At 66.4% G+C, this 19,628-nt stretch carries 20 protein-coding genes; 10 read left to right on the top strand and 10 right to left on the bottom strand.

The features are described from left to right. A partial coding sequence (locus tag B4L26_RS13450; RefSeq protein ID WP_290719421.1) for an AAA family ATPase occupies window positions 1–742 on the bottom strand: 742 nt, incomplete at its 3' end. 102 nt (window positions 743–844) lie between these two features. After that, the gene (hpt, locus tag B4L26_RS13445) at window positions 845–1,405 is read right to left on the bottom strand and encodes a hypoxanthine phosphoribosyltransferase (protein ID WP_290719420.1); all 561 of its coding nucleotides are present in this window, start codon (window positions 1,403–1,405) and stop codon (window positions 845–847) included. Between the two features lie 175 nt (window positions 1,406–1,580). Between hpt and B4L26_RS13440 the strand changes: the two genes are divergently transcribed. From B4L26_RS13440 to B4L26_RS13420, 5 genes are all read left to right on the top strand, one after another. After that, window positions 1,581–2,339, top strand: coding sequence for a glycine zipper family protein (locus tag B4L26_RS13440; protein WP_290719418.1), 759 nt, complete (start codon window positions 1,581–1,583; stop codon window positions 2,337–2,339). A 128-nt stretch (window positions 2,340–2,467) separates the two neighbouring features. Then, window positions 2,468–3,202: a glycine zipper family protein gene (locus B4L26_RS13435; protein ID WP_290719417.1), complete on the top strand. Its 735-nt coding sequence runs from the start codon at window positions 2,468–2,470 to the stop codon at window positions 3,200–3,202. Between the two features lie 210 nt (window positions 3,203–3,412). Next, window positions 3,413–4,153 (top strand): glycine zipper family protein, encoded by a 741-nt coding sequence (locus tag B4L26_RS13430; RefSeq protein ID WP_290719415.1) that lies wholly within the window; start codon window positions 3,413–3,415, stop codon window positions 4,151–4,153. Between the two features lie 76 nt (window positions 4,154–4,229). After that, window positions 4,230–5,048 (top strand): hypothetical protein, encoded by an 819-nt coding sequence (locus tag B4L26_RS13425; protein ID WP_290719413.1) that lies wholly within the window; start codon window positions 4,230–4,232, stop codon window positions 5,046–5,048. Between the two features lie 343 nt (window positions 5,049–5,391). After that, window positions 5,392–6,402, top strand: coding sequence for an Rpn family recombination-promoting nuclease/putative transposase (locus B4L26_RS13420; RefSeq protein ID WP_290719411.1), 1,011 nt, complete (start codon window positions 5,392–5,394; stop codon window positions 6,400–6,402). Window positions 6,403–6,435: 33 nt separating this feature from the next. Here B4L26_RS13420 and tilS read toward each other — a convergent pair whose 3' ends face one another. From tilS to dacB, 3 genes are read right to left on the bottom strand one after another with little or no spacing between them, the layout of a single operon-like run. After that, window positions 6,436–7,404, bottom strand: a complete 969-nt coding sequence (tilS, locus tag B4L26_RS13415; RefSeq protein ID WP_290719410.1) for a tRNA lysidine(34) synthetase TilS — start codon at window positions 7,402–7,404, stop codon at window positions 6,436–6,438. Further along, a complete protein-coding gene (locus tag B4L26_RS13410) occupies window positions 7,383–8,510 on the bottom strand; it encodes a zinc-dependent metalloprotease (protein WP_290719409.1) in 1,128 nt (375 codons plus the stop codon). Before B4L26_RS13410 ends, tilS begins: the two co-directional genes overlap by 22 nt. Next, window positions 8,507–9,877 (bottom strand): D-alanyl-D-alanine carboxypeptidase/D-alanyl-D-alanine endopeptidase, encoded by a 1,371-nt coding sequence (dacB, locus tag B4L26_RS13405; RefSeq protein ID WP_290719407.1) that lies wholly within the window; start codon window positions 9,875–9,877, stop codon window positions 8,507–8,509. Before dacB ends, B4L26_RS13410 begins: the two co-directional genes overlap by 4 nt. 112 nt (window positions 9,878–9,989) lie before the next feature. On the opposite strand from dacB, the gene B4L26_RS13400 reads away from it, so the two are divergent. After that, a complete protein-coding gene (locus B4L26_RS13400) occupies window positions 9,990–10,478 on the top strand; it encodes an inorganic diphosphatase (RefSeq protein ID WP_290719406.1) in 489 nt (162 codons plus the stop codon). Window positions 10,479–10,504: 26 nt separating this feature from the next. Here B4L26_RS13400 and B4L26_RS13395 read toward each other — a convergent pair whose 3' ends face one another. Then, entirely contained in the window at window positions 10,505–11,413 is a 909-nt protein-coding gene (locus B4L26_RS13395; protein WP_290719405.1) for a DUF1266 domain-containing protein, read from the bottom strand. Further along, window positions 11,410–12,096, bottom strand: a complete 687-nt coding sequence (locus tag B4L26_RS13390) for a DUF1266 domain-containing protein (RefSeq protein ID WP_290719403.1) — start codon at window positions 12,094–12,096, stop codon at window positions 11,410–11,412. The genes B4L26_RS13395 and B4L26_RS13390 overlap by 4 nt, the downstream gene beginning before the upstream one ends. Window positions 12,097–12,171: 75 nt before the next feature. Here B4L26_RS13390 and B4L26_RS13385 point away from each other — a divergent pair, with 75 nt between their 5' ends. The 3 genes from B4L26_RS13385 (at window position 12,172) to B4L26_RS13375 (ending at window position 16,081) form a co-directional block, all read left to right on the top strand. Continuing rightward, window positions 12,172–13,281, top strand: coding sequence for an isochorismate synthase (locus tag B4L26_RS13385; RefSeq protein ID WP_290719401.1), 1,110 nt, complete (start codon window positions 12,172–12,174; stop codon window positions 13,279–13,281). 199 nt (window positions 13,282–13,480) lie between these two features. Beyond that, a complete protein-coding gene (locus tag B4L26_RS13380; protein WP_290719400.1) occupies window positions 13,481–14,452 on the top strand; it encodes a DUF4352 domain-containing protein in 972 nt (323 codons plus the stop codon). 177 nt (window positions 14,453–14,629) lie between these two features. Then, window positions 14,630–16,081: a DUF1254 domain-containing protein gene (locus B4L26_RS13375; protein ID WP_349680482.1), complete on the top strand. Its 1,452-nt coding sequence runs from the start codon at window positions 14,630–14,632 to the stop codon at window positions 16,079–16,081. Window positions 16,082–16,268: 187 nt separating this feature from the next. Here the strand turns inward: B4L26_RS13375 and B4L26_RS13370 are convergent, their stop codons facing one another. The 3 genes from B4L26_RS13370 to B4L26_RS13360 are packed head-to-tail and all read right to left on the bottom strand — an operon-like array spanning window position 16,269 to window position 18,374. After that, a complete protein-coding gene (locus B4L26_RS13370) occupies window positions 16,269–17,468 on the bottom strand; it encodes an O-succinylhomoserine sulfhydrylase (protein WP_290719423.1) in 1,200 nt (399 codons plus the stop codon). 19 nt (window positions 17,469–17,487) lie between these two features. Further along, a complete protein-coding gene (locus B4L26_RS13365; RefSeq protein WP_290719399.1) occupies window positions 17,488–17,901 on the bottom strand; it encodes a rhodanese-like domain-containing protein in 414 nt (137 codons plus the stop codon). After that, window positions 17,901–18,374, bottom strand: coding sequence for a hypothetical protein (locus tag B4L26_RS13360; RefSeq protein ID WP_290719398.1), 474 nt, complete (start codon window positions 18,372–18,374; stop codon window positions 17,901–17,903). Before B4L26_RS13360 ends, B4L26_RS13365 begins: the two co-directional genes overlap by 1 nt. Before the next feature lie 107 nt (window positions 18,375–18,481). On the opposite strand from B4L26_RS13360, the gene B4L26_RS13355 reads away from it, so the two are divergent. Then, on the top strand, window positions 18,482–19,628 hold a 1,147-nt coding region (locus B4L26_RS13355; RefSeq protein WP_290719396.1), incomplete at its 3' end, for an FAD-dependent oxidoreductase.

Genomic DNA, 19,628 nt, shown 5'->3' with positions numbered 1-19,628 from the left:
CGAACATCTCGACGAAGTCGGAACCGGAGATGGTGAAGAACGGGACGCCCGCCTCGCCGGCGACCGCGCGGGCCAGCAGCGTCTTACCGGTACCGGGCGGGCCGTAGAGCAGCACGCCCTTGGGGATGGTGGCGCCCAGTGCCTCGTACCGGCTCGGGTTCTGCAGGAAGTCTTTGATCTCGTAGAGCTCTTCGACGGCCTCGTCGGCACCGGCGACGTCGGCGAACGTCGTCTTGGGCATGTCCTTGGTGATCTCTTTGGCACGCGAACGGCCAAAGCCCATCATTCCGCCACGCCCACCGCCTTGCATGCGATTCATCACGAAGAAGAAGAGGCCCAGCAGAATGACCAGCGGCAGGATGAGCGCCAGCATCTGCATGATGGCCGAGTCCTGCTTGACGTTGGTCTGATAGGTCGCACCGGACTGGCGGACCGACTCGAAGACGAAGTCGGAGCCACGGGCCGGGTACTTGGCCGTGATCTTGTCCGACGTTTCCTTCTTGTCTTTGCCCTTGGCCTTCTCGCCGACCTCGATCGGCTTCTTCAGCTCGATCCGCAGCTGCTGTTCACGGTCGTCGATCTGGACCGACTTCGCGTTCTTCACGTTCAACTGGGTCAGGGCCACGGAGGTGTCGACCCCGCGGTACTCGCGCGAGCTGTCGCGCATGAAGCTCCAGCCCCACAGACCCAGGAGGATCAGGACGAAGATCGCGACGTTGCGAAAGACTGTCTTACGGTTCATACCTACTGCGGCGGGACCCACGCGAGCGCCGCCACCGTCCTTCCATCGGGTGATTTCCTACCAGGCTACCCGGGCAACCGGACAGGCGTGTCGGCGCTGGTGTCAGGGTTGGTAGACCGACGGGCGCAGCCGCCCGATGTAGGGCAGGTCACGGTAGCGCTCGGCATAGTCGAGGCCGTACCCGACGACGAAGTCGTTGGGGATGTCGAACCCGACGTCGGGCACGTCGAGTTCGGCGCGCACCGCGTCGGGCTTGCGCAGCAGCGTGCACACCGAGAGCGATCGCGGCGAACGAGTGGAGAGGTTCTTCAGCAGCCACGAGAGGGTAAGGCCGGAGTCGATGATGTCTTCGACGATGACGACGTCGCGGTCGGCGATGTCGCGGTCAAGGTCCTTGAGGATGCGCACGACCCCCGACGAAGAGGTCGACGACCCGTAGCTCGAGACCGCCATGAACTCCATCTGCGACGGAATGGGCAGCGCCCGCGCGAAATCGGTCATGAACATGACCGCGCCCTTGAGGACACCGATGAGCACGAGGTCGTCGGGGATGTCGCGGAATCGGGCGGCCACCGACTCGGCGAGCTCAATAGTGCGCGCCTTGATCTGCTCTTCGGTGATGAGGACGGCTTCAATGTCGTCGCCGTAGGGGTCGCTGCTCACCCACCTAGCTTGTCATGGATCAACCACATCCGAGCACCGGCGCCAGGAAACCCGGCGGCACTGAAACGCCTGCAGGCACGAAGTACAGATCTGGGACCAACCACGGATTTTGTGACAAAACGCCCATCACCTATGCTTCCGTTGTCAGTGTGACACTTCTCACAAGGAGACAGGGATGAAGCGAGCGGGCACCGCACGGCTTCGCTTGACGGCGGTTGGCGTCGCCATCGCCACCGCCGCGACTGCCGCCATCTGCGGTTCAGCGCACGTGACCGCCGTTCCGACATCACAGGTCCCGTACCGGATCCAGCTCACCGCCGACTCGGTGCAGCTGACCGTCGAGAAGGGCGCCGTCGCCGTCGAGGACGGCCAGTTGACCATCCGTGACGACGCGGGCGCACCGGTGATGATTAAGCCGCTGCACTACCTCGTCGCGGACCGCTCGTTTCCGATCACCGCCACCACTGCGGGCCGCACCGCGACACTGACTCCGGTCACCGACGTCGCCAAGTCGACGAAAGCCGACGAGGGTGAGGTGGCCACCGCCAAGACCAAGGCCAAGCGTTACCACTGGGTTATCGAGGGGCCGCAGACGCGCCAGGAGCGCGACGACGAAGCGTTGAAGAAGTTCGTGAAGACGACGGGCGACGCCAGGATGATCGGGATGGTCGTCGGGATCGCCATTGGGGCGGTCATAGGCGGCGTAGTCGGGTGTGCCATCGGAGCGTTGATCGGTGTCGTCATCGGATGCTTACCCGGATTCATGGCAGGCGTCTCGGCTGGCTCGTTCGCGGGGATCCTCATCGGCGGCGGCGGCGCCTCCATCGCCGCGGGCGTCGAGTACTTCAACACCATCAACTCCCCGTTCAAGCCGAAGTTCAAGTACAAGCGCATCCCGCACAAGCGATCCGCGAAGACCGCTCGGCCCTCCTGACCGTTTTCAAGGCTTCGTCCAACCTGTGTGAAAGGTTGGGATTTCCTGGCAGTCGGTCATTTGACCCTGTTTCCATCCTGAGACCTGTGCTTCACTGATCCGTAACTGCGGCCTCAGGGAGGGCACACGTGTCAAGAATCGCGTTTACGAGGGGTTTCCTGCGGCTCGGTGCCGTTGGGATCGCCGTCGCCACGGCTATCGCGACCGGGGTGGGCGCATCCGGCCCGGCCGCAGCAGCGCCAGCCGACGCCGTGCCCTACACGGTGCAGCGCATCGGCTCGTCGGTACGGATCGACGTCGAGCGGGGCGCCATTGCCGTCGAACAGGGCATCCTGGTCATCCGCAACGCCGCGGGCACACCGATGTCGCGCCAGCCGCTGTACTACTTCAAGGACAGTCGGCGCTTTCCAATCGCGGCCACGGCTTCCGGCCGAACCGCAACATTGACACCGGTCACCGACGTCACTCATTCCGTCAAGCTCACCCCGGCGCAGATCGCCCAGGCCAAACCCGCACGATGGATCATCGACGGCCCACAAACGCAGCAGCAGCGCGACGACGAGGCTCTTCAAAAATTCATCACCACTGTCAGCGCGGTAATGACCATCTCTTCAATCGTCGGGTTGGTAATCGGCGCGATCCTCGGAGGCATCGCCGGGTGCCTGATCGGGGCACCAGCATTCGGGGTCGGATGCATCCCTGGGATCCTGCTCGGCGTCTCGCTTGGCTCCATCGCCGGCGTCATCCTCGGTGGCGGAGGTGGCGTCATCGGCGCTGGCATCGAGTACATCAACACCATCAACTCCCCGTTCAAGCCGCGATTCAAGTGGGTGCCCGACAAGCACCCGCCTAAGGGGCGGTGAGCAGCGGCAATCTGACCACGCGACCAATCCAATGTCAGACGTCGGCTATACTTTGACCTTTGCCACAACCCGACCTAGGTTTGGCGTCGGTCACAGACACATAGATGCCGCATAAACACCCGGTAACAGACACCGACGCTCGTCCCCGCTCTGTGCCGATCCGGACCTCCCCCGTGGAGGACGATAGATCACGTAAGGAATCCGCACCGCATGGCTTCATTGACCTCCTCTTCGGCCTGTCTGCGCCTGTCGGCGATCACCATCGCCGTCGCGACGGCGGCTGCAGCGGCCATCGGCGGCTCTGCCCAGGCCACCGCGGCACCCTCTGACGTGCCCTTTCGCGCACAGGCGGTAAACGGCCAGTCGATCCTGTTCGAGATCGAGCGCGGTGCCATGGCTGTGGAGCAAGGCGTCTTGACAGTCCGCAATGCTGCTGGCACCACGGTGGCCACGCAGGAGCTCAAGTACTACCGGGATGGCCGCGCGTACCCGATCAATGCAACCGTCACCGGCCGCACGGCGACGTTCAGTCCGGTCACCGACGTAGCCAAGTCGACCAAGGTCGCGCCGTCGCAGCTCCCCGGCGCAAAGCCCGCCTACTGGAAGATCGACGGTCCGCAGACCCGACAGGAACGCGACGATAAGGCGCTCCAACAGTTCATCACCGATCTGGGCAACGCGATGACCGTCTCCTCCATCGTCGGCATGGTCATCGGTGGCATCATCGGCTGCATTTTCGGCATCCCGCTGTTTGTACTGGGGTGCATTCCCGGTGCCATGCTGGGGATGTCGTTCGGCTCGATTCTCGGCTCGATGCTCGGCGGTGGCGGCGGAATCATCGGCGCGGGTCAGAAGTATCAGGACACAATCAACAAACCGTTCAAACCCAAGTTCAAGTGGGTGCCGAACAAGAAGTCGGGCAACAAGACGCCGCCCAAGAAGAAGAACTGACCACATTGCTCAGTAGGCCATCACGGGAGCCAGAACTCCCCCTCGTAAACAGCTAGTCAGGATAGGAACCGCAAACATGGCAACCTCCAAGATCTCCAGGGCGTCGCTTCGTCTGTCCACAATCGGCCTCGCCGTCGCGGTCGGCGCGGCAACCGCCGTCGGCGCTTCCGGGGCCGCCGCCGCACCCATGTCGGCGCCGGTGAACTACACCGCCAAGGTGGTCGGCAAGTCCGTCCAGGTCGATATCGACCGCGGCGGCTTCGCGGTCGAACGCGGCAGCCTGGTCATCCGCAACTCCGGCGGCGTCCCGGTGCTCGGCTTCCCGCTCAGTTACGTCTTCGAGGGACGGTCCTACCCGGTCCTCGCGACAACGTCGGGCACGACAGCCACGCTGACGCCCGTCGTCGACGCCGCCAAGGCAAGAACCATGACGCCCACCGAGGTCGCCAAGAACCGCGAGGCCACCGTCGAGGTAGCCAAGAAGACCGGTAACGCCCCGCTCACCAAGAAGGGCCCCAACGGCGAGATATTGCACCGCGTCGGACCGAAGAACAAGAAGGATCGTGACGACGCCGCTCTCAAACGAGCGATAAGCCGGGTCTCTGCTGCCATGACCATCTCGTCACTCATCGGCATGATTGTCGGCGGCATCATCGGTGGCGTCCTTGCCTTCTTCGTGTGCATTGGGGCAGCCGCCACCGTCGTCGGGATCCCTTTCTGCCCTCCGATCCTTTTCCTTGGCGTCTCGCTTGGCGCGTACGGCGGCATGATCGTCGGCGGTGGCGGCGCCTCGATCGGAATCGTCCAGGACTACTTCAGGGAGATCAACTCTCCGTTCAAGCCGGAGTACCAGCGTTTCCCGCAGGGGGCGCCGAAGGCCAAGAAGAAGAACTAAGCACCACGCTCAGCGAAGCCGGCTCCGAAAACGGAGCTGGCTTCGTTGCTTTCCGGCCGCGCCCCGGCAGCCCGGAGCCTCCCGCCCTTCTCGGTCCGTCGACTCCCCCTGACCCCGCCGAGTGGCTCGCCCCCACCCCGCCGACCGAGCCCATATCCACGCCGACCGAGCCCACAATCCCACCGACCGAACCCGAACCCACGCCGACCGAACCCCGTGCCCCACCGTCTGCATCCTCCCCTGCCCGCGGTTTTCCACAGGGGGCGCCGAGCCACCGCGAGTTGCCCACAGGCCGTGGATTTGGGCCTGGTGCCGCGGTGGCCGCAGTGTCTACGTTCGACGCATGGGTACCGGGGGGTCCAGACAGATCCAGCCGCATGACGCGTTGATGCGCGCGGTGCTGAGCAATCCGGTCGATGCGAGTGCGCAGGTGCGCTCAGTCCTGCCACCGGAGGTGGTAGCGCGCCTGGACTTGGATCACCTCGAGCTCCAGTCGGGCACGTTCGTCACCGACGAGCTCCGCAACCGCCACACCGACGTGCTGTTCCGCACCACCAGCCGCACGGAAGACTCAAAGTCAGATGACCAGACCGAGCATCCCCGCGCAGCAGACGACGCCTACATCTACTTCCTGATCGAGCACCAGAGCACACCCGAGCAGCTTATGGCCCACCGCATGCTCGGCTACCAGCAACGCATCCGAGACCGCCATATCGCCCACCACGGCGGAACCACCGTGCCAGTGGTCATCCCGATCGTCATCTACCAGGGCCATCGCCCCTGGAACGCACCAACAGAAGTCGCCGAGGTCACCGCCGCCGATGACCGACTCATTGCATCGCTGGGCGACTACCTGCCTCGGGCCAGCTACTACCTCGACGACCTCACCCGCCTCGACGACGACGCGCTACGCGCCCGACAACTCACCCCGACCCTCCGGGTTGTGTATGTGTCGCTACGGCGCGGCCCCGGCGACACTGACTTCACCGTCTGGTTGCCCGACTGGCGCCCCGAGATCATCGGTCTTTCCGACCAGACTCTGTCCATGCTCGTCAGCTACCTTGTATACGTAGGCAACACCACTAGGGAAAAGCTCCGAGCGTTCGCCGCCACCACCGGGCCACACACCGAGGAGATCATCATGACCGCCGCAGGACGACTCATCACCGAAGCCTGGGCCGAGGGCGAAGCACGAGGCGAAGCACGGCTCCTCGTCAAGCAGCTGACCACTCGCTACGGCGCCCTCAACGCCGACCTGCGCGAACGACTCGAGAACGCCACCACCGACGACATCGAACTGTGGGCAACCCGCTTCGCACAAGGCGCAGCTACTCTCGACGAGATCTTCGCCTGATCGACTGACCGGGTCTCGGTACGCGCACGCTCGCTACGCTCGCGGGCGCACTCGACCAACGTTGGCAAGCACCAGCAGACCTCTTCGTCGTGCGACCACCCGCCGGGTACGGCGATCACCGCCCACAGCCACCGGCCCCTGCCCGCGCCAATCCACGACCAGGGCATCCACCGCAGCCACGACTCGCGAGGACAGCTCGCCCACCTCATCGTCGTCGCGCAGCCACCGTCGTAGGGCTCGCGTCCGCAGGGCCTCGGGCACAGCGGCCAATTCTGCGACCGCCAGCCCTTCCGGCCCCCGTGCCCGGTCCAGCAGTTCCGACGACAACTCGTCGAGCACCTCGCTATCGGCGGCCAGCATGTCCGCCGTGCGCGACAACGCCTGTGCAACACCCCCACCAAGCACGTCTTCCATCAACGGCAGGACCTCGGTGCGTACCCGCACCCGCGTGAATCGCGGATCGGCGTTGTGCGGGTCGTCGACGGGTGAAAGCCCCCACTGCGCACACGCCGCGACCGTGTCGGCGCGGCGCAGCCCCAGCAACGGACGACCCCACGGCGGGCGCCACTCGCGCATCCCCGAGAGCGACGCCGGCCCCGATCCGCGCGCCAGGCCCAGCAGGACTGTCTCGGCCTGGTCGTCCAACGTATGACCCAGCAGTACCGGGCGATCCCCGCGCGCGGCCTCCAGCGCCTCGTAGCGCGCCGAACGGGCCGCTGCCTCGAGACCACCGTCAGAACCCACGACGACGGTCAGCACGCGCGCCTGCGCGCCCAACGACTCCGCAGCAGCGGCCGCGGTCGAAGCGACCTCCGCCGATCCCGACTGCAACTCGTGGTCGACGACCAGCGCCTCGACTGTCAGACCGGCCCGCACCGAGGCCGCCGTCAGCGCCAACGAGTCGGGGCCGCCGGACAGGGCCACGCACACCGGCCCATCGTCGGGCAGATACCGCCGCGCGAATGCGCCGACGGCACCGATCAGAGCACGCGGGCGATCCACCGGTCCGGCTCGTCGATCTCGTCGGGGCGCGGCAGCGTCTCCGGCCCGGTCCAGATGGTGTTGAACCGCTCCATCCCGACCGCGTCGACGATGTGGTCGGTGAACGCCTTGCCACGCACGTATTGGGCGATCTTCGCGTCCATGCCGATGAGCGCGCGCATGATGCGGGCGATCGGATTGCGCGGTGCCGTCCGCCGGGCGTTGAACCCGGCACGGATCCGCTCGACAGTCGGCACGTACTCCGGGCCCACCGCGTCCATGACGTGGTCGGCGTGGCCCTCGAGCAGGGTGCCCAGCATCATCAGATTGGAGAAGGCCTCGTACTGCTCGGGCGACTGCAACAGCTGCATCAGGCCCAGCACGCCCGACTCACGCGGCTTGTCACTGCGCACCGACGCCGCGAGGCGCGACACCAGCTGTGCGGTCGTCTCATCGCCGACGGCGGTCAGCGTCGCAACGTTGTCGGTCATGTAGTCGCGCAGCCACGGGTTCGCCGAGAACTGCACGCGGTGGGTGACCTCGTGCAGGCACACCCACAACCGGAAGTCCGACGGCACCACCTTGAGCTTGCGCTCGACGCCCACGATGTTCGGCGCCACCAGCAGCAGCACACCGTCGCCGCCGGACACCGGGTCCGGGGTGAACGGGTCGTACTGACCGAGGATCGCGCCGGCGAGGAACGCCAACAATCCGCCTGCCTGGAATCCCCCGGCCTTAGCGGTGATGGCGCCCATCAGACCACCGTCGTCGTCGCTCCCACCGTCGCCGTTGCCGACACCCGCGGCACCGCCTTCAACGGCGAGATCCCCGTCGGCGGCACCCATCATCGAGCGCATCGAGTCAGCGGCAGCGCTGACCCACTCCCCGCGGTCGACAATGCGGGAGGCCGGCACGGCCAGCCCGTCGGCCAACCCCGTCACCTCACGCACCGGCGCCTCCGCGCGCTTCGACGCATCGGCCAGCTCGGCATACACCTGGTCGCGGGTGTAGGAGGTCATCGCCGGTCCGCCGCGGGCCAGTCGACGCCCGACACCCGCGGCTACCTCCCAGTCGATCGACGCGGCCGGATCCCGACGGTTCTCCGACCCGCCCTCTGCCGTACTCATCGGCACCCGCAATCACGGATCTTGCCGACGACGGCGTCGAGCGCGGGACGCGCGACGTCCGGCGACGTCCCGTTGGACATCAGCGCGAACGTCAGCACGCGACCGTCGACGGTCTGCACGATGCCCGTCAGCGACGAGACGCCGGTCAGCGTCCCCGTCTTCGCCCGCACCCACCCGGCGCCCGACGTCTTGCGCGGATCGAACCGGTCGGCCAGCGTGCCCGTGCCGCTGGCGATCGGCAGGCCGTCGAGCAGCACCCGCAGCTGCAAGTGGTTGGGCCCGGCGATCCCCGACATCAGGTCGTCGAGGACGCGCGCGGGCACCCGGTTGGCATACGACAGCCCTGACGCGTCGTGCAGGGTGACGCCCGTGGTGTCAAAACCCTTGTCCGTCAACGTCTTTACGATCGCCGCAGCACCGGCGTCCAACGTGCCCGGCCCGCCCGTCGCCAGTGACAACTCCACCGAGAGGGTCTCCGCTAGGACGTTGTCGGAGAACCGCATCATGTCGTTGACGCGGGTGGCAAGCTGCGCCGACTTCACCGATGCGAGCACCTTGGCGCCCTCCGGTGCTCGCATCTGCTTGACGTCGCCACGCACTCCCAACGCCCTGGCGAGCGCCTCACCGGCGGCGATCCCCGGGTCGGGGGTCCGCGGCGAGTACTCCTCCAACGGGTCCAGGCGCCCACCGTCGACCATCAGGGACTTGATCGGCGCGATGTCGCCGCCGACGATGTCGCGTCGGTCCCACGTGCGGTCCATCGACGGCCCGGTGAACAGCGAAAGGTCCACCGCCACCGACGTCGGCTTGATCCCGGCGTCGCGGATCTGCTTGACCAGGTCGTCGATGCGCGGGGCGTCGGTGTAGTACGTCGGGGCGCCGGGCGGCTGCGCCGAGAGGGTCGGATCACCGGCCCCGACGAGGATGACCTGCCCATCGGCACCGGCCACCACCTTCGTCGTGAGCCGACGGTCAGCCGGCATGCCGAGCAGCGCGGCCACCGCGGTGAGGATCTTCGCGTTCGACGCCGGGATGAGCGGCTTACCCGGGTCCTTCTCCCACAGCACCTTGTCGGTCAGCGGATCGGAGACCTGTCCGGTGAGCTCCCCCAGGTCTCGGGCGTTGGACACCTTGGCCAGCACCATCGCCAGCCCGGAGACCGTCGGGGCAGGCGCATTCGGGTCGACCGGCAGCACCACCGGCGTCGGCGTGTACAGCTCGGGGCGGGCCGGGGTGCCCTCGGGCACACCGTCGCCAGACATCAAGGTGCGCCCGGCCACCACGCCGCCACCACCCAGGAGCGCGATGACCAGCAACCCCACCAGGGTCCAGCGCACCGTCGCACCCCGTGTGCGTGAACCGCTCACCGCCACCTCCGCGTCGTCGGATGTCCGAATCTTTTGGAGTCCGTTGTCGACCCCCTTGTCATAAACAGTATCGTTGAACCGGCTTTGCGCCGACCAACCGAAAGGAACCACCGTGGCCGTCGACGTCATCATCGAGATCCCCAAGGGGAGCCGCAACAAATACGAGGTCGACCATGAGACCGGCCGCGTCTTCCTGGACCGCTACCTGTACACGTCGATGGCCTACCCCGCCGACTACGGTTTCTTCGAGAACACCCTCGGCGAGGACGGCGATCCGCTGGACGCGCTGGTCCTGCTCCCCGAGTCGGTCTTCCCCGGCTGCACCGTCAAGGCCCGCGTCGTCGGCATGTACACGATGACCGACGAGGCCGGCGGCGACGACAAGCTGCTCTGCGTGCCCGCCGGCGACGTCCGCTGGGACCACATCCAGGACGTCGGCGACGTCAGCCAGTTCGAGCTGGACGCGATCAGCCACTTCTTCGAGCACTACAAGGACCTCGAGCCGGGCAAGGAAGTCACCCCCGGTGGCTGGGTCGGCCGCGAAGAGGCCCAGAAGGTCCTCGACGAGGCCATCGAGCGCCTCAAGACCGAAGGCCACTAGTCAGTCCGCCTCGTCGGCGATCAGGGTCAACCGATATCGCCGACGGGGAAGGGCAGTGCCCGCCACGGGCTGTGGTCGACGGTGAGCAACGTCGCCGCGATACGCCGCAATTGCACGAATCCGGTGATGTCCTCGTGCAGCAACGCACCTCCGACCGACGAGACGGCGAACTCCGTCCACGACGCGAAGATCTGCGCGGCACGGTCGCGCGCAGACAGGATCATCTGCGCGGCCTGCGCCTCGGTGCTGTAACCGGCGGTCGCCCCTAGTCGGGCGAGGTACACCGCCCAGGTCAGCGAATACCCCCCGATCGACCCGACGTGCCCTCCCGGGGCCAAAAGTCCGCTGTCACAAAGGATTTCGTCGACGGCGGTAATCGCCGCGAGGCGGTCCTGCGTTGCCTCGTACGCCTCATCGTCGTAGTCGTGGTCGGCGAGCCAGTCGTGCCACACCTCCTCGAATTGCGACGGTGAGTATCCGCCGCGTGCGATCGACACCGCGCGGGCGTCGAGCATCGACTCGGTCTCGATGAACTCGGTCAGCCCGATCAGCGAGGTCATCGTCGTGAACCAGTCGTCGGTGTTCTCGATGCCCCACGCCGTCAGCAGGCCGCGCCGCGCTGCGCCGTCGGAGCCGATGGCCGACAGCGTGTTCCAGAGGTCGGGCGTGCTCAACGCGCGCAGCGCACCGAGTGCCAAGCCCTGGGCGAGTGGTCCGTACAGCGGGCCGTCGGGATCGGCGGGCACCTGCTTGTCCGCGTGGGCGAGCAGCGTCGCGTTGGCACGACGACCCTCCCGGGGCCGCATCCAGTCGGCGGCGCCGCTGTCGCTTCGACGGTGGAACGCCGCGGCCAGCTCGTCGGCGCTGAGGTCGTCGGGCCGCTTGTCCGGACCATTGGGATTGGGCTGGTCCGGCGTGCCCTCATCGTCGGTCATGCGTCTTGTTCCGGTCGGGGGAAGGCCAGGCCCGCCCACGGGCTGTGCGGATCGTCGAGGAGTTCCTTCACCACTGCGACGGCGTCGTCCCACACGTCGTCGCACGGGTAGCCGCCGAACAAGCACGACTGCGCCGAGGCGTAGCTCAGCGCGAAATCGCGCCAGTCGGTGAAGATGACGGCGGCGTTGGCGCGCGCTGCGGCGAGGACCTCGGCGGTGAAGCGACGCTCCGCGACCCCCGAGCGCAAACCCGCCCGCACCAGGTACACCGCCGACGAGAGGTCGTGGGCCATGTGGGTCCATACCCGCCGATCGGCGGCCAGTAGACCGACCTCGCGCAACTCCCGCTCGATGTTGAAGACCTTGAGCGCGCCGCGCGTCACCGCCTCGACCTCCCGTTCCGACCAGAGTTGCTCAGCAGCAGCGTCGGCAATGGCGCTCACCCAATCGTCGACGTCAAGGACGGTCGCGTCGCGGTCGTCGAGGACGTCTTCGCGCACATCGAGCGCACGCTCGCCCGCCGAGGCATTGATGTGGCGGCCGCGCAACAGGTGGTCGACGGTGTCGAGCCAGCCGTCGCGCCCGACCCCGTCGAGCACTTCCCGCGCCGGACCCGGACGCTCTGCGAGGACTCCGATGGCCAACGCTTGCGCTGCCGCGTCCTGCGTGGGGGTGTGACTCACCCGAACGACGATACTTCCCGTCGTCCTCGGGGTCCGTCGGCTGACGCAATCGGACACAGACGATACGGTGGCGGCGTGACCGATCCGACCTTCCTGCTGTCCGGTCGTCCCGGCGCTGTGCGAGGCGTCGGGGCGACGCGCTCGTTCACCGACCCCGCTGCCGCGGTCGCCGCACTGCGCGACGGGGCCGTGGGGATCGTCGGGGCACTGCCGTTCAATCTCGCCGATCCGGCCGCCCTGTGGGAGCCCGCCCAGCTCGACGTCGACACCGATCCCGCCTGCTTCCTCGCAGCGCAAACGCCCACGCCACGCACTGCGACAGTCCTTGCGCGCCATCCCGAGCCCGCCGAGCACGAGCGTCGCGTCGCCGAGGTCGTCGCCCGCATCCGCGACGGTGAGGCCAGCAAGGTCGTCCTGGCGCGAGCATTGGAGTTCGGGGTCGAGGAACCGGTGAACCCGCTGGTCCTGGCCTCGGCGTTCGCGGGCGGCAATGCCGCGCACAATGCTTTCGCCGTCGCGCTCGATGCCGCCGGCGATCGGTTCGCCGGACAGTGGATCGTCGGCGCGAGTCCCGAGTTGTTGGTGCGCCGACGTGGGCGCGGGGTGTTCTGCCGGCCGTTTGCCGGGACGGTGGCGCGGTCTTCGGATCCGGATACTGATCGTCGGCGCGCCGAATCGTTGCGGGACTCCGCCAAAGACCTCGCCGAGCACGCCTTCGTCGTCGACTTCCTGCGTGAGCGGTTGGCGCCGTTCTGCTCGGCCGTGGAGGCGCCCGACGAGCCCGAACTGCTGTCGACCGGCGAGCTGTGGCACCTGGCGACGCCGGTGTCGGGGGTATTGCTCGACCCGACGACGACCGTGTTGGACCTGGCTCTGGCCCTGACCCCGACGCCGGCGCTGGGCGGGACGCCGAGTGATGCGGCAGCGGAGTTGATCGGCCGGTACGAGGGTGATCGCGGCTTCTACGGCGGTGCCGTCGGATGGTGCAACGCCGACGGTGACGGCGACTGGGTCGTCACGATCCGATGTGTGGGACTTTCCGCAGATGGTTGTCGAGTCAGGGCCTGGGCCGGGGGCGGCATAGTGGCCGACTCCGACCCCGCCGCCGAGGTGGCCGAAACAACCGCGAAGTTCGCCACCGCTCTTCGAGCTCTGGGTGCCGATCCCGAGCTGGCGAATCGCTGATTTGCGGTAGAAGATCCCAGTTGGGATTGTCCCTTTTGCGTCGGTATGGTGATTTCCGCGAATCGTAATTCGCAAAATTAGTGCGGTGTGCGACCCCAGTCGTGGACCCGTACGACGGGGACTTCCTACGCGGCTGCTCTATGTCAGACCGTCGTCGTAGGTTCTGCTCCTGTCCGTCTCACAGACCATTGGAGGAAGCATGACCACACCTAACGATCCACAGGACCCGCGACATCCGGGCCAGCCCAACCCGCCGATCTACCCGGATCCGCGCCAGGGTGGATATCCGCAGCCGGGTTCCCAACAGGGCTACCCGCAGCAAGGCGGGCAGCCCGGATACCAGCAGGGCGGGTACCCGCAGCAGGGTTACCCGCAGCAGGGCGGGCAGTCCGGATACCAGCAGGGTGGTTACCAGCAGCCCGGTTACCAGCAGGGTTACCCGCAGCAGGGCGGCTATCAGCAGGACTACACCCAACCCGGCTACGCGCAGCAGGGCTACCCCGGCCAGAGCCAGCCGCAGCAGGCGTACGGCGCAGCGCCGCAGCCACCGGTGCCCCCGCAGCCGGAGAAGAAGTCGAAGACCGGTCTGATTGTCGGGATCGTCCTCGCCATCGTCGCCGTGTGTTGTGTCGGGATGGTCGTGGTCGGTGGAGGCAATGACGACTCGTCGAGCACCACCACGACGACGGCAGCCGAAGACACCAAGGAAGAGACCTCGACCGAGGCCACCAAGGAGACGAAAGAGACCAAGGAGGAGGACCAGGTCGCCCGGATGAACCAGCCGGTGCGCGACGGCAAGTTCGAGTTCGTGGTCAAGAAGGTGGAGGCCGGGCTGTCATCTCTCGGAGAATCCGTCATGACGCAGAAGGCACAGGGGCAGTTCGTCGTCGTGACCGTCACGGTGAAGAACATCGGCAACAAGAGTCAGGGCTTCTCGCCGAGCGACCAGAAGCTCATCGACACCGAAGGCCGTGAGCACGAGCCTGACGTATCGGCGGCACTGCTCGGACTCGACGGGTCAGGCGCCAACCCCATCTTCGAGGACATCAACCCCGGCAACAAGGTCACCGGACAGATCGTCTTCGACATCCCCAAGGACGCCGTGCCCGAAGCAATCGTGCTGCACGACTCGATGTTCTCGGGTGGCGCGAAGGTGTCGCTGAAGCGGTAACCCCGTAAAAGTCACAGCGCCGACGCCCGTGACCACTATGTGGTCACCAGCGTCGGCGCTGTTGCTTTGCTAGGCCCACCGGTGTCCTGAGATGTCCAAGACTTGTCCTGAAGTGTCAATACAACACTCCGGTGTGCGTGTGACAGTTAAGTCCCCAACGCACCGGAGGTACCGCACATGCCCATGTCTCAAAGCTCTCGTCGACGCCGCGCCCTGACCGCGGTCGTCTCGATCAGCGTCGCGCTGACCCTCGCCGCATGCTCGTCGTCGACCTCCCCCGACGACGAGACCTCTGCCGGCGGAACGTTGTCCGCCGACGAGACGAAGACGATCGTCGAAGACGCGTACATCTACGGCTACCCGCTGGTGACCATGGACATGACCCGCAAGGTGATGACCAACGTCGCCCAGCCTGAGGGAACGCGCGCACCGATCGGCCAGTTCGTGCGGATGCGGCAGTACCCGACAGCCGCGTTCCGCGACGTCACCGCACCCAACGCCGACACGCTCTACACCAGCGGATGGGTCGACGTCGGCAACGAGCCGTGGGTGCTGTCGCTGCCCGATGCCCACGACCGGTACTACCTGTTCCCGATGCTCGACGGCTACACCAATGTGTTCGAGTCGCCGGGCAAGCGCACCACCGGCACTGGGCCGCAGACCTACGCGATCACCGGCCCGGGCTGGAAGGGCACGCTGCCCGACGGGGTGAAGGAGTACAAGTCGCCCACCTCGATGGTCTGGCTGCTGGGTCGCATCTACTGCACCGGCACCCCGGAGGACTACGCGGCGGTCCACAAGATGCAGGACGAGATCAAGCTGACTCCGCTGAGCTCCTACGGCAAGCCGTACACCCCACCGGCGGGCACCGTCGACCCCGCTATCGACATGAAGACGCCGGTCCGCGACCAGGTGAACAACCTGTCCACCGAGGCCTTCCTGACCCGGTTGGCGACGCTGATGAAGGACAACCCGCCGGCCGAGGCGGACAAGCCCATCGTCGAGAAGATGGCGAAGATCGGCCTGTCACCGGGCAAGGCCTTCGACATCAACCGTCTCAAGGGCGGGGCCACCGCGGTGGAGTCGGTACCCAAGGACGCGTTGGGCAAGATCGTCGAGGCCTTCAAGGAGCTCAAGGCGATCAACGGGTGGCAGTTCACCACCGATACCGGCACGTACGGGACGAATTACCTGCAGCGCGCCACCATCACCTACTTCGGCCTCGGCGCCAACCTGCCGCAGGACGCGATCTATCCGACCTCGTACGTCGACGCCGCTGGACAGCCCTACGACGGCGCCAACCGCTACACGCTGCACTTCGAGAAGGGGCAGCTGCCGCCGGTGAACGCGTTCTGGTCGTTGACGATGTATGACGCCGACTTCTTCTTCGTCGATAATCCGCTCAACCGCTACACGCTGAGTCAGCGCAACAAGCTGGTCACCAATCCCGACGGCAGCACCGACCTGTATTTGCAGCACGAGAATCCCGGCGGCCAGAAGGAGGCCAACTGGCTGCCCGCCCCGAGTGACAAGTTCGTCCTGATGTTGCGGCTCTACTGGCCCAAGACCGAATCACCGTCGATCCTCAACGGCACCTGGAAGCCGCCGGCGGTCCAGAAGGCCGACTAGAGTCCCGTCAGCGCAGGATTGCGGAGGTGTGCGACCTCCCACGGGTCCCACACCTCCGCAGTCCTGCACGGTCTGGGGTTTTCCACAGATCTGGGTAATCCACAGGCCGAAGCCTCCACCCGTTGTTCGTAGGATGACCGGCCAAACACATAGCGGTCCCACACCTCGGCAGTCCGCCGAGATCGACCTACCCGAGCGCCTGGTCGAGGTCGTTGATGAGGTCCTCGGTGTTCTCCAGCCCGACGGAGAGCCGCACGACCGAATCGGTGATGCCGACGGCTGCGCGCCCCTCCGGGCCCATCGCACGGTGGGTGGTCGTCGCCGGGTGGGTGACGAGCGTCTTGGAGTCACCGAGGTTGTTGCTGATCTTTGCGACGCGCAGCTTGTTGAGAACCTCGAAGACTCGCTCTTTGCCGCCTACGCCGTTGCGGTCGGCGATCTCGAACGTCACCACCGTGCCGCCGCCCGCCATCTGCTTGCGCGCCAGGTCGTACTGCGGGTGCGACTTGAGGAACGGGTACTTGGTCCACGCGATTCGACGGTCCGCGTCGAGGAACTCAGCGACCGCCAGCGCCGACGCGACCGACGCATCCACGCGCAGCCGCATCGTCTCCAGGCCCTTGAGCAGAGTCCAGGCGTTGAAGGGGCTCATCGCCGGACCGGTGTGGCGCATCAGCGTCTGGACCGGACCCGAGATGTACTCCGCGTCGCCGAGGATGGCTCCGCCCATGACGCGGCCCTGACCGTCCATGTGTTTGGTCGCCGAATACACGACGACGTCGGCGCCCAGGTCGAAGCCGCGCTGCAGCAGCGGTGTCGCAAACACGTTGTCCAGCACCACCTTTGCACCGGCTGCATGGGCCAGGGCACAAACGGCCTCCACGTCGACGAGCGTCTGCATCGGGTTGGCGGGCGTCTCGAAGAACACGGCATCGGTGGGTACCGACAGCGCCTGCTCCCACTGCTCTAGGTCCTCGCCGTCGACGAAGACGGTCTCGACACCCCAGCGCGGCAGGATCTCGTTGCACACCACGAAGCACGAGCCGAAGAGGCTCTTCGCCGCAACGAGTCGGTCACCGGCCTTCAATAGCGCGCCGAGCGAGACGAACACCGCCGCCATGCCGCTGGCCGTACCGAAACACGCCTCCGCCCCGTCGAGCAGCCGCAGCCGCTCCTGGAACATCGCGACCGTCGGATTGCCGAAGCGGGAGTAGACGAAGCGCGGCTCCTCGCCGTTGAAGGCGCGCTCGGCCTCCTCTGCGGAGTCGTAGATGTAGCCGCTGGTGAGGAAGAGTCCCTCGGAGGTCTCCTGGAAGGCCGACCGAGCGACACCGCCCTGGACGGCAAGGGTGTCCGGGCCGACGCCGGGCGGCAATTCTCCGAAAATGTTGGTCACGACTACTCCCTCAGCTCTGCCGCCACGGCAGGTTCAACGCGCGCCAGCCCGCGTTGCCGCGGTGGTCGTTCTCGTCGAGCCCGCCCTCGAAACCGTCGAGCACGTTGAACGCCTGCGCGATCCCGGCAGCCGTCGCGGCTTCGGCCGCCCCGATCGAGCGGTGCCCCGACCGGCAGATGAACAGCACCCGCGTGTCGTCGTTGACCCCGGAGTCGCGCAGTTGCTCGACGAACTTGGGGTTCGGCTGGCCCGACGGGAACATCGACCACTCGATGAAGACAGTCCGCTTTTCCAAGATCTCCAAGTCGGGGACGCCCACGAAGTTCCATTCGGCAGTCGTGCGGCAATCGACGAGGACGGTGTTCTCGTCGTTCTCCAACAACTCCCACGCCTCCAACGGCGTCACATCTCCGGCGTAGGTCATCAGCACACTTTCCATTGGTCGCCCTGGCGAACCAACGTCGTCGGCGTCGTCGTCGGCTGGTCGGGCTTCTTCTCGTAACGCCATGTCACCACGGCATTGGCCTTGTCGCCGTTGATGGCGACGTCGGCGATACCGCCTTCGTGGATCACGATCTTCCCGTTGGCGTCGCGGGAGGCCTGGTTCTTCTTCAGGAACTCCTCGCGCGGCGGCGTCTTCGCCGCACACGTCCACGCGGAGAACGACTGGTAGTTCAGGGCGTTCTGTGCGGTGTAGTGGTTGTTGACCGCGATGCGCACCTCGTCGTCGGGGCCGACGCGGTCGGAGAACGGTCGAGTCCACTGGTAGATAAAAACCACGCCGAGCAATATGACGACGACGGCGATCGCCGCGAGCACCGGCCACATAGTGGGGGCGTCTCGCTGGTCGAGCTCGTCGGTCAGTTCTTCCCAGTCTTCATCGCGGGTATCAGCCACAACGATCGAGTATATGGGCGTGCAGGTCAGGCACGAAGTGAGGCAAACCTCACTAAAGAACCGGTCCGCATTTTGGCAGCCGCCGCCGACCACTTACCGTAGAGGGTATGAGCTCCGAAAACCGCGCACTGCGCGTTGCCATCGTCGGCGCCGGCCCGGCCGGGATTTACGCCGCCGACGCCCTGATGAAGCACGACGACCTTGCCGAGCGCGGCGTCAGCATCGACCTGTACGAGCGGATGCCCGCACCCTTCGGCCTGATCCGCTACGGCGTGGCGCCCGACCATCCGCGCATCAAGGGCATCATCAACGCCCTGCACAAGGTCCTCGACAAGCCGCAGATCCGCCTGCTGGGCAACATCGACTACGGCACCGACATCACGCTGGCCGATTTGAAGAGCCACTACGACGCGGTGATCTTCTCCACCGGCGCCACCGACGACCGCGGCCTCAACATCCCCGGCGTCGACCTCGAGCGCAGCTACGGCGCTGCCCAGTTCGTCGCCTGGTACGACGGTCATCCCGATTTCCCGCGCACTTGGCCGCTGGAGGAGGAGAAGGTCGCCGTCATCGGCGTCGGCAACGTGGCGCTCGACGTGGCGCGCGTGCTCGCCAAGACCGGCGACGAACTGCTCCCGACGGAAATCCCGGCCAACGTGTACGAGGGCCTCAAGGCCAACAAGGCGATCGAGGTCCACGTGTTCGGCCGCCGCGGCCCGGCGCAGGCCAAGTTCACGCCGCTCGAGCTCAAAGAGCTCGACCACTCCCCCAACATCGAGGTCATCGTCAACCCCGAGGACATCGAGTACGACGAGGGTTCCGCGGTCGCGCGGCGGTCGTCGAAGATCACCGACCAGGTCGCGACGATCATCGAGAACTACGCGATCCGCGAGCCCAAGCAGGGGGCCATCCACAAGCTGTTCCTGCACTTCTTCGAGAACCCCGTCGAAATCCTCGGCGAGGACGGCAAGGTCGTGGGCCTGCGCACCGAGCGCACCGAGCTCGACGGCACCGGCAACGTGCAGCCCACCGGCCGCACCAACGACTGGGACGTCACCGCCATCTACCGCGCGGTCGGCTACCTCTCGGATAACCTGCCGCAGATCCCGTTCGACCACGCCGCCGGTGTCATCCCCAACGAGGCCGGCCGCATCTTCGACGACGGTGCGCACCTCGCGGGGCTCTACACCACGGGCTGGGTCAAGCGCGGCCCCGTCGGCCTGATCGGCCACACCAAGGGCGACGCCAACGAGA

This window comes from Gordonia sp. UBA7599 (assembly GCA_002477755.1).
GTDB lineage: Bacteria > Actinomycetota > Actinomycetes > Mycobacteriales > Mycobacteriaceae > Gordonia.
Note: the sequence above shows the minus strand (reverse complement) of the source record. Positions and strands in the feature narration are given on the sequence as shown.

Excerpts from the sequence above, each read along its gene's own strand:
- B4L26_RS13440 (WP_290719418.1), top strand. The coding sequence starts at position 1,581 with ATGAAGCGAGCGGGCACCGCACGGCTTCGCTTGACGGCGGTTGGCGTC.
- B4L26_RS13430 (WP_290719415.1), top strand. The coding sequence starts at position 3,413 with ATGGCTTCATTGACCTCCTCTTCGGCCTGTCTGCGCCTGTCGGCGATC.
- B4L26_RS13425 (WP_290719413.1), top strand. The coding sequence starts at position 4,230 with ATGGCAACCTCCAAGATCTCCAGGGCGTCGCTTCGTCTGTCCACAATC.
- B4L26_RS13420 (WP_290719411.1), top strand. The coding sequence starts at position 5,392 with ATGGGTACCGGGGGGTCCAGACAGATCCAGCCGCATGACGCGTTGATG.
- B4L26_RS13410 (WP_290719409.1), bottom strand. The coding sequence starts at position 8,510 with ATGAGTACGGCAGAGGGCGGGTCGGAGAACCGTCGGGATCCGGCCGCG.
- B4L26_RS13395 (WP_290719405.1), bottom strand. The coding sequence starts at position 11,413 with ATGACCGACGATGAGGGCACGCCGGACCAGCCCAATCCCAATGGTCCG.
- B4L26_RS13380 (WP_290719400.1), top strand. The coding sequence starts at position 13,481 with ATGACCACACCTAACGATCCACAGGACCCGCGACATCCGGGCCAGCCC.
- B4L26_RS13375 (WP_349680482.1), top strand. The coding sequence starts at position 14,630 with ATGCCCATGTCTCAAAGCTCTCGTCGACGCCGCGCCCTGACCGCGGTC.
- B4L26_RS13365 (WP_290719399.1), bottom strand. The coding sequence starts at position 17,901 with ATGACCTACGCCGGAGATGTGACGCCGTTGGAGGCGTGGGAGTTGTTG.